The organism is Bradyrhizobium sp. CCBAU 51627 (genome assembly GCF_028128765.1).
Taxonomy (GTDB): Bacteria; Pseudomonadota; Alphaproteobacteria; order Rhizobiales; family Xanthobacteraceae; genus Bradyrhizobium.
Window position 1 is genome coordinate 316 of record NZ_LBJG01000001.1, and the last position, 13,436, is coordinate 13,751.

At 61.8% G+C, this 13,436-nt stretch carries 10 protein-coding genes; 4 read left to right on the top strand and 6 right to left on the bottom strand.

What is annotated here, in order from left to right; translation table 11 throughout:
* Window positions 1-2,710 (bottom strand): DUF5801 repeats-in-toxin domain-containing protein (locus XH88_RS00010; RefSeq protein WP_271613381.1); only part of this gene is annotated, 2,710 nt, incomplete at its 3' end.
* 171 nt (window positions 2,711-2,881) lie between these two features.
* Between XH88_RS00010 and XH88_RS00015 the strand changes: the two genes are divergently transcribed.
* Window positions 2,882-3,319, top strand: coding sequence for a hypothetical protein (locus XH88_RS00015; RefSeq protein WP_271613382.1), 438 nt, complete (start codon window positions 2,882-2,884; stop codon window positions 3,317-3,319).
* Between the two features lie 131 nt (window positions 3,320-3,450).
* On the opposite strand, the gene XH88_RS00020 is transcribed toward XH88_RS00015, so the two are convergent.
* The 3 genes from XH88_RS00020 to XH88_RS00030 all read right to left on the bottom strand — a co-directional run bounded on the left by XH88_RS00020 (window position 3,451) and on the right by XH88_RS00030 (window position 9,680).
* On the bottom strand, window positions 3,451-3,819 hold the full coding sequence (locus XH88_RS00020; RefSeq protein WP_271613383.1) for a hypothetical protein: 369 nt from the start codon (window positions 3,817-3,819) through the stop codon (window positions 3,451-3,453).
* A 139-nt stretch (window positions 3,820-3,958) separates the two neighbouring features.
* Entirely contained in the window at window positions 3,959-4,504 is a 546-nt protein-coding gene (locus XH88_RS00025) for a DUF3617 domain-containing protein (RefSeq protein ID WP_271613384.1), read from the bottom strand.
* A gap of 418 nt (window positions 4,505-4,922) precedes the next feature.
* Window positions 4,923-9,680, bottom strand: coding sequence for a beta strand repeat-containing protein (locus XH88_RS00030; protein WP_271613385.1), 4,758 nt, complete (start codon window positions 9,678-9,680; stop codon window positions 4,923-4,925).
* A 540-nt stretch (window positions 9,681-10,220) separates the two neighbouring features.
* Between XH88_RS00030 and XH88_RS00035 the strand changes: the two genes are divergently transcribed.
* Both XH88_RS00035 and XH88_RS00040 read left to right on the top strand, forming a co-directional pair.
* Window positions 10,221-11,390, top strand: a complete 1,170-nt coding sequence (locus tag XH88_RS00035; RefSeq protein WP_271613386.1) for a PAS domain-containing protein — start codon at window positions 10,221-10,223, stop codon at window positions 11,388-11,390.
* Between the two features lie 363 nt (window positions 11,391-11,753).
* Complete coding sequence (locus XH88_RS00040) at window positions 11,754-12,029, top strand: hypothetical protein (protein WP_271613387.1); 276 nt, start codon at window positions 11,754-11,756, stop codon at window positions 12,027-12,029.
* Between the two features lie 37 nt (window positions 12,030-12,066).
* Here the strand turns inward: XH88_RS00040 and XH88_RS00045 are convergent, their stop codons facing one another.
* Window positions 12,067-12,330 (bottom strand): hypothetical protein, encoded by a 264-nt coding sequence (locus tag XH88_RS00045; RefSeq protein WP_271613388.1) that lies wholly within the window; start codon window positions 12,328-12,330, stop codon window positions 12,067-12,069.
* Between the two features lie 123 nt (window positions 12,331-12,453).
* Between XH88_RS00045 and XH88_RS00050 the strand changes: the two genes are divergently transcribed.
* On the top strand, window positions 12,454-12,873 hold the full coding sequence (locus XH88_RS00050) for a hypothetical protein (protein ID WP_271613389.1): 420 nt from the start codon (window positions 12,454-12,456) through the stop codon (window positions 12,871-12,873).
* Window positions 12,874-13,067: 194 nt separating this feature from the next.
* On the opposite strand, the gene XH88_RS00055 is transcribed toward XH88_RS00050, so the two are convergent.
* Window positions 13,068-13,205 carry a hypothetical protein gene (locus tag XH88_RS00055; protein WP_271613390.1) on the bottom strand — a complete coding sequence of 46 codons (138 nt, stop codon included), beginning with the start codon at window positions 13,203-13,205 and terminating at the stop codon, window positions 13,068-13,070.
* Window positions 13,206-13,436 lie beyond the last annotated feature (231 nt).

Below are 13,436 nucleotides of genomic sequence, written 5' to 3' on the forward strand. Positions count from 1 at the left end.
GGTCCAGCGTCGCCGTCTCGGTGTCGCCGTCGACGTCGGTGATGGTCGCCGTCAGCTGCACCAGGTTGCTGACGTAATTGTCCAGCGTGATCGCCTCGTTGCTGTCCGCAACGCCCGGCGAGGTGCCGGTATCCCCGGTGTTCTCGTGGATCGCGCGCAGCTGCGTCAGCGTGACGTCGCCGGCATTGGCCCCCGAGGTCACCACCGACAGCGTGAACACGATGTCGCCGCTCGCCGCGCTGGTCGCATCCGTGCCCTGCCGGCCGACAATTTCGCCGTTCTGCAGGACCAGGAACACGTCGTGCCCCGTCGCCGAGTCGATCAGCTTGGAATCGACGCCGACGGTGTCCGTCGCACCTGACGCCGCCAGCGCGTAAGTGATGGTCGCGCCGTCAGCGCCGGCAACCGAGCTGAACGCGCCGGCAAAATGCTGCGTGTCGGTCGTCTGCGCCGGATGGGCAGAGTCCGAACCCGTTGGCAGGCCGCTCTCGTCGACGTTCAGCGATGCCGCCTTCCCGCTCAGCTTGATGCTCGGACCGTCGTCGTGGAAGCGCACGAGATTGGTCAGGTCGAACGTCGCCGAGTCGCTGTCGCCGTCCTTGTCCGTGATCGTCGCCGTCAGCTGCACCAGGTTGCCGACGTAGTTGTCCAGCGCGATCGATTCGTTGCTGTCCGCGATGCCCGGCGAGGTACCGGTGTCCGCGGTGTTCTCGTGGATCGCGCGCAGTTGCGTCAGCGTCACGTCGCCGGCATTGGCACCGGAGGCAACCACCGAGATCGTGAACACGATGTCGCCGCTCGCCGCGCTGGTCGCATCCGTGCCCTGCCGGCCGACGACTTCGCCGTTCTGCAGGAACAGGAACACATCGTGCCCCGTCGCCGAGTCGATCAGCTTGGAATCGACGCCGACGGTGTCCGTCGCGGTCGAAGCCGCTATCGCGTAGGTGATCGTCGCGCCATCGGCGCCAGAAACCGACGTAAACGCTCCGGCGAGATTGACCGTGTCGTGCGTCAGCGCTGGATTCGCAGAATCCGAGCCCGTCGGCAAGCCGCTTTCGTCGACCGACAGGAACGGGAATTCCCGTTCGCTCGTGACGCTGATGCTCGGGCCGTCATCATGGAACGTGACATGCGTACTGAGATCGATGCTCTGGGTCGCCGTGTCGCCGTCGTTGTCCGTGACCGCCACCGTCAGCGTCACAAGCCCGGATGTCAGACTGGTGCCCTCGCCGAGCTCGGTACCCTTCTCGCCGGTGCCTTCGTGCACTGCGCGGTCCTGGGTCAGCGTCACGTCGCCGGTCGACGGATTCACCGTTAGCGTAAAGACCAGAAATGCCGAATCGCCCTCGTGCCCGGTCACATAGCCGGACACGGTGTCGCCCGTATGGTCCAGCACAACAGCAAGGCCGGTGCCGCTGTCGATCAAATTGGTCGAGGTGCCATTCGCCGTGATGGCAAGCGCATAGGTCGTGCTGGCCGCGCCGTCTGCGCCCGCAACCAGAGTGAACGCGCCGGCGAAATTCTCGGTGTCCAGCGCATGTCCTTGCGTCGGAGTCGTATCGGGCGTCGTTCCGTCGACGCCATTGGTCACGGCGGAAAGATAGGCCTCGCTGACGTTGAGGGCTCCGACCGTGCCGGACAGGGTGATGCTCGGACCATCGTCGTGGATGGTGATGTTGTGGCCGAGATCAAGGCTGGCGGTCGCGGTGAGATTATTGTTGTCGGTGACCGTCGCGCTCAGCGACACCAGACCGCTGGGCAGAGTCGTCCCTTCGCTCACGTCACCCTTCTCACCGGTGCCTTCGTGAACACCACGCAATTCGGTGAAGGTGACGTGGCCGGTCGCATCGACCGTCAGCGTGAAGACCGTCGTCTGCACACCCTTGATCGTGACGATGCCGTCGACCTCGGCCGTGCCCTTCGACACCAAATTGACTGTCAGCCCGCTGATCGAATCGATCAGGGCAGTGACGGGGTTGTCGATCGTCAGCGCATAGGCGATCGACTTGACGCCGGCGGCCGCATCGATCGTGAAAGAAGTATCGAAGGCCTGGCTGGCGATATTGCTCGTCGGCGATCCCGCCACGGTGACGAACGAGCCCATGCCCGGAATGAAGCTTTCATCGACCTGGAGCGCGACGCCCGTCCCCGCCGTGATCGTCGGGCCAGCGACCGTCGAGGTCGTCGTAGGAACGAAGCCAGTCGGCGGCGCCGGAGGTTGCGAAGGGGGCAGCTCCTCCGGGGGCAGCAGATCCAGAGGATTCCCAACCGTCAGCGGATCGACCGTGGGATTGGAGAAATTCGCGCCACTGCCCTGAGCACTCGTTCCTTCCGGACCGGCGGCAGGCAAAATCGACTGATCGTTGACGATCGGGAAGGCGCTTGCAAATTCGCTGACCGAAAGATCGCGCCCGGGCGCAACCTCGATCGTCAGATTTCCGGATTGGTCATGCCTGGAATCGAAGAACGGCTCGATCGTCACCGTCGACTGGTTATCGAACAGAATGATCAGCTTTTCGCCGACGTGAACAAGCGTGATCTTCTCGTTTGCGATCGATGAAAAATCGACCTGGACCTTCTGGTCATAGCCCAGATTAATCACGACCGCCTGGTCGGTGTACGGCTTTGTCAGTTTGAAAATACGAGCCTGGGAGGCCTGGCTGGAATTCCCCGCACCGGCTGCTTCAGCAATCCGAAACTGCTGGTTCATCAAATCTCTCCACAAACCGACGAATTAAGATTTCAGCAAAATTAGCTGCAAATTTTCGCGGTAAGCTATTGTTAACCCCAAAGGGGGTCAAGGAAAGTATTTGGTTAATCAGTATTTTGTCGGCTTTTGTGGTAAAAGCCGCACGCTATGAAACGCCGAAGGAGCCGGAAAATGAGGGGGGTATTTTGGTTGGCCGTGGCCGCTCTCGTAGTCGCGGGCGATGTGAATGCCGGTGCACAAGATCAGGCCCCGGCCTCCCCCCAGGTGGTCGAACGCGCGGTCAAAGCCTTGCCAAACCGGGACACCCAGATCGGGCTTTACGTCAACGTCCGGCCCGACTGCACGTCAGGTCCGCTTCCGACCATCCGCCTTGCCAGCCCCCCGGGCTCCGGGACGGTGGTCGTCAAATCCGCGAAGGTGAAGGCGACGAACTACAAGGCGTGCCTGGCCCTGGAGATACCTGGCTATGTCGCCTTCTATAGGTCCAAACCCGAGTTCTTGGGCGAGGACGTCCTGACGATCGAGGTCAAATACCCGCAGGGCCGTACCGAAATCCAGAAGATCACCGTGAATGTCACGGGGGCGGGCCCGGCCCAGCAAAAGATCTGACCGCCAGATCGGGCCGGCTGTCCCGGGCGCCGCCAAAGGCCGAGCCCAACCGGCTGACGCTCAGGTGAACTGAAATGGCGAAAACAACCCCATGCACAGTAGCTGGCGCCCCCTGACGCATCGCGCGCGGGCTACTCCACGCGGGCCACTTCACAGGTCGAGCGGGCATCCCCAGTGGCCCGTCCGATATTGACGTTCGAAAACTCCTGGGAGCCATGCGCGCGAATGGCACCCTGCTTCGGCCAGATCAACACCGTGGTACCGTGCGCGCGATCGTCGTCGAGCCAGCACATCAGCTCGATCGAATTCACCGACTTGTCGGTGTCGTTCGAGATCGCAAAGCTGGCAATGCCATAGCCGTCCGAACGCTTGTGCGACTCGAACGCTTCGATCCGTACCCCGTCGCTTAAAGTCAGCTTCTGCCCGGTCGTCGCCGGGGTCTGGCCAAGGGCGGTCGTGCTCAAGCTGACGAGATAGCTTACGACAAGGATCAACCTCATGCGGCAGGTCTCGCCGGTTGCGGGCAAGAATGATTCCGCAAGCTTCGGGAGAGCGCAAGCGGAGCTTCTTTGCGCGCTGCACCCATCGGAGAAAGGGCAAAGGCGGCCGCCGGCCTAACAGCGAGGAGCCGCTTGTCGCCTAGTGCGAGAGCGGGGACGGAGTACGCGCCGCCGGCGCGGCATCCTGGCAATCACCGACCCGCTTGGCGACGACCAGCTCCACTCGCGGCATGGCCCCTATCTCGACTTCGTTCTGCTCGGTATACGACTCTTCGCTGTCGACGGTGATGACCGTGCTGACCGGGCCCATATAGTCGCAGCGGTTGGCGAAGACGTATTTGTTCTTGATCTTCTCGGGCCTTGCCGAAACGCAGCTTCCGACGGAGGGCGAGGCGAATGTCGCTCTCATGGCCTGCGTCGGATCAACGCACGCCGTCATTTCGCGCTCGAGAAGCGGCTGCTTTGTCCTTCGATGCGCGATCGTCCGCACAAAGTGCCACAACCCCTTTCGGAAGCTCGGACCCTTGAACTGATCATCCGCTCCCTGGCCGGTCTTCGCCGGCTCGACCCTGGTCTGCTCAGCCCTCGCCTGTGAAGCGGTGCCGCCGGCGATGGCCAGCGTGGTCGCGACGCACAGGCCGCAAACGAACACTGACGGGGCAAACGCGCGGTTTGCGATCTTCATTGTGCTTGTCCCAATTGCCCCGGGAGGTCCCGCTCCCGAATCACCCCAAGTAACCCCAGCGTATCCCGGCAATCTTGCCCAATGTAAGATGGCTCGCCCTAAGTCCGGGTTAAGCGCGGCCGTCACGTCCCAGGCGTGGCACGCTGCCGTCACACCCGGATCGTCCGGTGGCTCACCAATTGTTTCGAAGTGGGAAAGCTTGGCAATCGACAGAATACTGCCGTACCGCCTGATTGTTCGTCCAGACGATTTGATCCGTCTCCGACCCATCCGCAAAAACCACCGAGTTAGGGCGACAAGCGCTCTTTATCAGGCAGATCTACGGCGAGAGCGGCCATCACAGCGGGAAGGAGGAGGACCCGGCCGGGATTACCGGTCGGGTCAAAGTTGCAATCAGCTCACGCGTGCAGGATTCAGCTCACGCGTGCAGGATGAAGTCCGCCGAGGTAACCCCCGTCACGGCTGCAATCTTGATCTGCATGATATCGGCTCCCGTGCCGATCGTCTCGCTTGCATTGCCGGCATTCGCGTAAACGAACGTGTCGGACCCGATCGTGACGATGTCGATCGTGTGCGCTCCCAGCGAAGTCGGAGCCGATGTGCCGCTGGTGAAGGTCACAGTCTGAGCCTGGCTGTTGAGCCCGGAGATCGCCGAGAAATCGAACTGATCCTGGCTCGAGCCGGTCGGCGAGTAGTTGTAGACGGTATCGATGCCTGACGTCGCGTTGCTGTCGGAGACGGCTTTGTACAGGAACGTGTCCTTACCGGCGCCACCGACGAGCTGATCGGCCCCCGCCCCACCATAGAGCGTATCGGCGTTCGGCCCACCGAGCAGCGCATCGCTTCCCCCGGCCCCGTTCAAGGTATCGTTGCCGTTCTGGCCGAACTCGATGTCGATGCCGCTGGTGCCAGTCACCGTGTCGTTGCCGGCCCCCATGACCCACACGCTCACGCCGGTCGAAGTCGAGTTATTCGCCTGGTCGGTCGTCGTAATGGTGAATTCATAGGGCGTGGCCGACTGGCCGATATTGGCGCTGCCAACTGACAATTCGCCAGTGTTCGCGTCCACGGAGAACAAGCCGGCATTGGCGCCGCTGAGCGCATAGTGGAACGTATCGACTTGATCCGGATCTCCGGTCGCAACGAACGTTCCCATATCGAGACCGGCGTTGAGCTGACTTCCGTTGGAGGTGTTGTCCGCAGCGAGAACGCCAGCCGCGCTGAGCACGAAGTCGATTCCGGTCGGCCCTCCCAGATCGTTTTGCAGCGTATTGATCGAGAACGTCGATGCGGCTCCGGCCAGACCGTGGCTATCAACGGCATCGATCTGGAGCGAATAGGTGCCTGCGCTCAGGTCTGCGCTGTCGGACACAGTCACGATGCCGGTGTGGGCATCGACCGCGAACAAGCCCTGGCCGGTGCCGCCGGTTACCTGATAGGTGACCGAGTCTCCTGCATCGGGATCGGTGGAATGCGCCGTGATGCCAACAGCGGTGCCGTTGGCGGCGTGGGCGAACACGGAGTTGTCGGCGGCGTTGGTGTCGATAGGTGCCGTCGGCGCCTCGTTGACGTTGTTGACCGTGACCGTGATCGTCTCGTTGCTGGAGTTGGTCCCATCGCTCGCCGTCACCTGCACGATGTAGGTGTTGTTGTGGTCGGCATCGATCGGGTTCTCGAAGTCCTTGGCAGCCATGGTGAGGTTGCCACTGTTGTCGATGGTGAACAGCGCCTGGTCCGCACCGCCCGTGATCGTGAAGATCGCGGGATTGATCCCGACCGTGTCGACATCGGTCGAGGTCAGCGCCACGCTGAAGGGCTGGTTCTCGTTGACCGACTCCGCCGCCGCCGTGGTGATGACGGGTGCGTTGTCGTTCACGTCGGTGACCGCAATCGTGAAGGCCTGGCTGCTGTGGAGCGTGCCATCCGAGGCATCGACCGTGATGGTGTAGGAATGCGCGCTCTCGTAGTCGATGTGGGTGCCATCGGCCACCGTCACGACGCCCGTCGTGGCGTCGACCGTGAAGCCACCGTTCGATGTGTCGCCGATCAGGCTGTAGGTGACGGCCGGCCCGTTCACGTCGGTCGACGACGCGGTGATACCGACCGTGGTGCCAGTCGCCGCATTTTCGGCCACCGTGTTGGTCGCATTATTGCTGTCGACCGGTGTCGAGGGGGCAACGTCGGTCACTCCGATGGTGAAGGTCTGGCTGCTGGCGAGCGTGCCGTCGGAGGCCTGGACCGTGACATCGTAGGAGTGCGAAGCACCGCTGGTCTCGAAGTCTAGCTTGGTCGGATCGGCCACGGTGACCACACCGGTGGTGGCGTTGACCGTGAAGCCGCCGCCCGAGGTGTCACCCGTGATGCTGTAGGTCACGGCAGGTCCGTTGACGTCTGTCGACGAGGCGGTGACACCGACAGTGGTGCCGGCGGCCGCGCCTTCGGCCACGCTGTTATCGGCGGCGTTGCTGTCGACCGGCGTCGACGGCGCAACATCCGTCACTCCGATGGTGAAGGTCTGGCTGCTGGCGAGCGTGCCGTCGGAGGCCTGGACCGTAACATCGTAGGAGTGCGACGCACCGCTGGTCTCGAAGTCCAGCTTGCTCGGATCGGCCACGGTGACCACACCGGTGGTGGCGTTGACCGTGAAGCCGCCGCCCGAGGTGTCACCCGTGATGCTGTAGGTCACGGCAGGTCCGTTGACGTCTGTCGACGAGGCGGTGACACCGACAGTGGTGCCGGCGGCCGCGCCTTCGGCCACGCTGTTATCGGCGGCGTTGCTGTCGACCGGCGTCGACGGCGCAACATCCGTCACTCCGATGGTGAAGGTCTGGCTGCTGGCGAGCGTGCCGTCGGAGGCCTGAACCGTGACATCGTAGGAGTGCGACGCACCGCTGGTCTCGAAGTCCAGCTTGGTCGGATCGGCCACGGTGACCACACCGGTGGTGGCGTCGATCGTGAAGCCGCCGCCCGAGGTGTCGCCGGTCAGGCTGTAAGTGACGGCCGGCCCGTTGATGTCGGTCGAGGAAGCTGTGATGCCGACCTGGGTGCCGGCGGCCGCGCCTTCGGCCACGCTGTTGTCGGTCGCATCGCTATCGGTCGGCGTCGACGGCGCAACGTCGGTCACTCTGATGGTGAAGGTCTGGCTGCTGGCGAGCGTACCGTCGGAGGCCTGAACCGTAACATCGTAGGAGTGCGAAGCACCGCTGGTCTCGAAGTCCAGCTTGGTCGGATCGGCCACGGTAACCACACCGGTGGTGGCGTCGATCGTGAAGCCGCCGCCCGAGGTGTCACCTGTGATGCTGTAGGTCACGGCAGGTCCGTTGACGTCTGTCGACGAGGCGGTGACACCGACAGTGGTGCCGGCGGCCGCGCCTTCGGCCACGCTGTTGTCCGTCGCATCGCTATCGGTCGGCGTCGACGGCGCAACATCCGTCACTCCGATGGTGAAGGTCTGGCTGCTCGACAACGTACCATCGGAGGCCTGTGCGGTAACGGTGTAGCTATGCGTCGGACCGCTGCTCTCGTAGTCGATCAAGGTCGAATCCTTGACCGTGATCACGCCGGTGTTGGCGTCGATCGTGAAGCCGCCCCCCGACGTGTCGCCGATCAGGCTATAGGTGACGACACCACTACCGCTATTGACGTCTGTCGACGACGCAGTGACGCCAACTGTGGCGCCGGCGGCTGCGCCCTCGGCAACGGTGTTAGCCGCACTGTCACTGTCTGTCGGCGCCGTCGGCGCAACGTCGGTCACCCCAATCGTGAAGGTCTGTGCGTCGCTGGGCAATGTGCCATCAGATGCCACCACAGTGATGCTGTAAGCATGTCCGGGTGCGCTCTCGTAGTCGATCTTGGTGGCATCGGCTACGGTCACCACACCGGTGCTGGCATCGATCTGGAATCCGCCATTCGAGGTGTCGCCGGTCAGAGCGTAGGTCACCGTTCCGCCGTGAATATCACTCGACGACGCGGTGATTCCAACCAGAGTGCCGGTCGTCGCACCCTCGATCACAGTGTTGGTAGACGCGTCGCCGTCGGAGGGCGTGGTCGGCTTGACGTCGGTCACCGCGATGGCGAAGTCCTGGGTGCTCGATGCGCCGTCGGTATCCGTTGCCTTCACCGTGACGGTATAGGCATGTCCGGCAGCGCTCTCGTAGTCGATCTTGGTGGCATCAGCGATGGTGACCACACCGGTGGTGGCATCGATCTTGAAACCGCCATTGGAGGTGTCGCCCACCAGCGAGTAGGTCAATGTCTCGCCGTTCGGATCGGTCGCATGCGCCGTGAGGCCGGTCGAGGCATTGTCGGTCACGTCCTCGGAGACGGTGTTGGGCGCCGCATTCGTGTCCACCGCCTTCGTCGGCGGAAGAATCACACCCAGGACGTCGCTTGCGTTGACGTCGCTGACCTGGATCTTGAGGTCGGCCTTACCATCGCCGTTGGTATCCGCATAGAGGAAGCTGCCGGTCGTGTCGGTCCAGACACCGTGAGCGTGCGAGGTGCTGACTAGGCCGGACGATGCGTCGGACTCGACGCCGTCAGCACCGAGCCAAACGAGCTTGCTTGTACCCGGGCCGGTCAACTGCTGATCAAGCAGCCTGAGATCGATCGCGTCCTTGCTCGAGTTGAAGCCGACAATGACGTCCCAGGAGTTCGTCGCCGTCTTGGCCTCAGCCGCTACCGACGAGGTGTCCACGGTAATCCGACCGCCGAGGGTATAGTTGGATTCTACGGTGGCTCGATAAAGGAAGGTACTGTGCGCGCCTCCCTCGATCAGCACGTCGCCGCCATTGCCGCCAACGAACATCGTCGTGTGGGTATTGGCGGCATTGCCGACGAGGAGGTCGACGCCGTTGTTGCCGTCGAGATAATCATTCCCGGTGCCGGCTAACAGAATGTCCCTGCCGTTGCCCCCGAAAAACGAATCGTTGCCGGAACTCTTCGTGCCATCGATCGTATCGCCGGCATTGTTGGTGAAGACGACGTGATTGACGGCGGCCGCGTTGCCATCGGCAACGATGACGGTCTGACTCTGGTTTCCGTTCACAGTATATGATGAAATCGTTGGCCCACCCGTGATGGTCTCGCTGCCGTCGCTGTAGAGCGTGATGGTGGCGCCATCAGGGGTGGTGTAGGTCCAGAGAACCGACTTGTTCGACGTGTTGCCGCTCGGCATGGTTAAACTCCTCAAAAAAAGCATACAGAACGCAAAATTGTGCGAGCGTTCCGCTAGAAATCGACGGGATGTTGGGCCAGCCGACGTGCGCGGCCGCCAGGGTCAAGCGCTGCTAAAATTCCAACCTCAAAGAACGGCTCCAAAAACACAGATCGGCTCAGCCTTGAACGGCTGGCAGGAAATGACTGGGCTGGGTCGGGAGGTGATGTGAGTACGTTTCGATCCGCGCGTCATCTGGCTGCGACCGGAAGTCGCAATACCGCCGAGCGCCCAAATCGCGTCGGACCAAAGGAGGTCCTTCAACGCGCCCACTAAACTTCCCCCTGCCCGGAAAGCTTAACGAACTCTCAACGGAGAGCTTAAAGTGACAAATTCGTTAAAGGCAAGATATCCAAAAGGCGACAGCACGATATTGTTCGCTCGAAAACAGTGCGCATCACTCAAAATAGAACGCGACCTGCCGGAATCCGTATTTCACCGGGGTCGACATTGGCGGTGGGTTGCGAACTCCAATAGGATCATTGGATAAGAGATTTTTTCTTGCACGAGAGTTGTCCTCAGCTCTTCGGCATTTCATTCGGCGGACCGGTGGGCATTTCGGTTATCGATCACGTCAAGGAAATCGGCGCAACGCCGCGGGAATTGCTGGATGGCCTCGGGCTCGCGGTTGCGATTCTCGACGCGCGGTCCGGCCAAATTCTCCACGTCAACGGCGTGTTCTGTCAGACGTTGAAGCGCACGCTCGACGAGGTTCTGAAAGTCAGCAGTATTCTTCAATTCATCCATCCTGACGATCGCTTGATCCATCTCGTCTGCACGGATGAACTGACCAAGGGCATCGTGAATCGGACCCGTTTTAAGGTCCGCTTTCTCAGGCCTGACGGCCGCTGGGTGCGAATGCGCGCTGCGCAGTCGGCCGTCAGGGACCATTCAGGCAAGCTCATCTGGCTGACTCTCGTGCTCGACGATGTGACCGAACCTGAGAGCCGCAGCGACGAGCGCTTCCGCAGCCTGGCCAGCGACAACGTCACGATCTGGGCCTGGTATCCGGGATCTGGCGATGGGCGGAGTTCTGGAGCCTTCGAGATACTGCTTGGCAGGCCCGACGCGGTGCAGCCCCGGTCGCTCGAAGGCTTCAAGGAGCGCGTCCACCCTGACGATCTAAGAGCCGTTGAGGTGCTCCTCAAACGCTCCGAGCGAGGGCTATCGGGCACGCAGGACTATCGGCGTCTGGTTGACAGCAACCGGACACGCTGGGTGCGGGAGATGGTCACGCCGGTCAAGGACGGTGACGGGCGTTTGATCAAAGTGATCGGCATGTCCGTCGACATCACCGATGACCGGATTCAAAAGCCGAACAGGAAGTCCGAAGAGATCCTTTCCTTTATTCGGCATCTGCAGACACAATGGGACAAGCCGCTGGTCCTGTCCGCGGTTGCGCGACGATACAATGTGGGCCAGCGGAGTTTACAGAAGTATTTTTCCGCACTTGGGACAACCCCGCTCGAATTCCTGAAACGCATCAGGCTCGTTCATGCCTACGACATGCTTTCCGGCCCAGGCGTGAACACCACCGTGACGAAGGTCTGCGCCAGATGCGGCTTTGGAAATTTGGGCCATTTTGCTCGCGACTATCGAACGGAATTCGGCGAACTGCCTTCGGACACCCTGCTGCGGGCCAGGACATCGGATCGCGCGACGAAAGAATGATGACGGCTGGCGCATCCAACGGGGAAATCGCGCAGTCTCTTGGCGTTGCCGAGGGTAGGTCAAAGTCCATCTGCTTACGATGTTCGAGCGGCTTGGCGTCGCAAGTCGAACCGAACTGAGCCGGAAATCCTTGACGTCGACAACAAGGTCCCTCCCCCAATCATGCCTTTTGCGCCGCCCGCGTGGCGCCGATAACCTTGGTCAGTTTGACGTATCAGCGTTTTTTTGCTGTTGTAGCCGCCAAGATCAGATACGGGGGCGGCCATGCGGAATCCTTTCAGCAAGATTGTCTTGTCAGCGGCTTGCTTCGGTCTTGCGCTATTCGCCGCGGCTCGATCGGCGTCCGCCGCCGACCTGGGCCTCATGGCATCGCCCGCTGCGGCCTGTCCGGACATCGTTTTCACCTGCGAAAACGGGCACCATTACTCGCTCTGCCCGATTGCCGTGTCCGCTGCGGGGGAGATCGTGACCGCCTCCCTCTATTCAAGCTCACACGGCGCCACACACGTGCGGCTGGTGCCGATGGGCGTTGGCTATCGCTATGCGGGGCGTGGAATCTGGCTGGACGGCTTCCGCGAGAACGCGTTGATCAATTTCGGCAAGCACAGCCAGATCGCCTGCACGATCACGCGGCCTTAACCGCGCCGATGGGTGCCGCGGCAACAAGGCCGCGAGCCTAACCCTTCGTCCGCAGCACCACGTGCCTGGATCGCCCGTAGAACATGTAGGCTTTCGGCTGGACGTAGACGGGACAATGGTCTTCCCACTGATATTGTTGCCAATTCCATTTCCAGCAGCCCGAAATGATTTCCGGATCCGTCTCCCAGTCCAGCCGATAGGGCGGATCGCCGAACGGATAGGTCTCACTCCGAGCGGCGCCGGTGAACGAAGCTACAATTGAAAGTGCAGCCGCGACGGCCGCGAGCAACGATTTCGACATGGAAGCCCCCTAACCTCAGACTGCAGTCTGTCACTGGCCAGAGTGACAAATTATCGGATTGTCCTCAAGCGATTTGAGCCCGCCCGGCGCCGACGGACGTTGCGTCGCGTCAAAAGTCCAACTATGCTGCAAATCCGAATGCGGTACTGGGGGTATGAAGCTCGATCGACGCGTGTTGGCGTCGTTGCGAGCGCCCCCCGCAGACGCGCGGATCTCAATTTTTACGAAACGAATTTCCAGATGGCACGAGCAATTTCGCTGAACCTGACGCTGCGGTGGCCCGAAATCAAAAACGACTATCTCGTCCGCTTTCAAGATCACACGATCGGACATATACGCCTGACAGAAGCAGCCTGGGATTGGGCGATCACGATCCCAATGGCCTTGCCCGAATGGACCACGGGGCGCGCAGCAAGCCTTGAAGATTCCGTCAAGGCGCTAGCCGGCGGCTGGACCAGGCTATTGAACCAGACGAGTCCCGAGCGCCTGCAACGGGCCTGGGAGCTCGAGAAGGCCGCAGAGGCTCGCGGGACCGCTAAATAGCCTGCGGGCGTCGACCAGGCGGCCCGGTTCAGGGACGGGTTCGTCGCGTTCGCCGATATCGACAGTGATACAGAACCGTGGTCTATGAGGACGACGTCCGCGACGCCGTCCGTACACGGCCCGGTTCGATTGCGCGCTCGTCTGGGTTGCCCCCATTCACGCGGGGCGCAACCGCGCCGCTTCGAATGCGATCATTATTTCAGTGCGGCCATGCGCACGGGATGGTCCCAGAGCGCCGTTGTGTCGGCACCGAGCAGGTCGACGGTGAGCGAGCACCCGGCCATGTCGAGCACCAGCAGGGTCCTGATCGTCGCGCGCTGATCTGCCGACATCTGCCTCGCAGGTTTTCTCTTGAAGAACTGCTGAGGTGCCGCACGATGCCCCCCTATCGGGCGCCTCCAGCGGTCGGCAAAAGGCCGTTTAAAAAATCAGCAGCTAAAACAGTACTGTTGGCTAAGCCATTGATTTGGTGGGCGCACCAGGGCTCGAACCTGGGTCGGGCCCGCACGAGGCGAAGCGGTGGTCGGCGACAGAGATCGAGTCCGAGATGGCAGTTCGCCGCC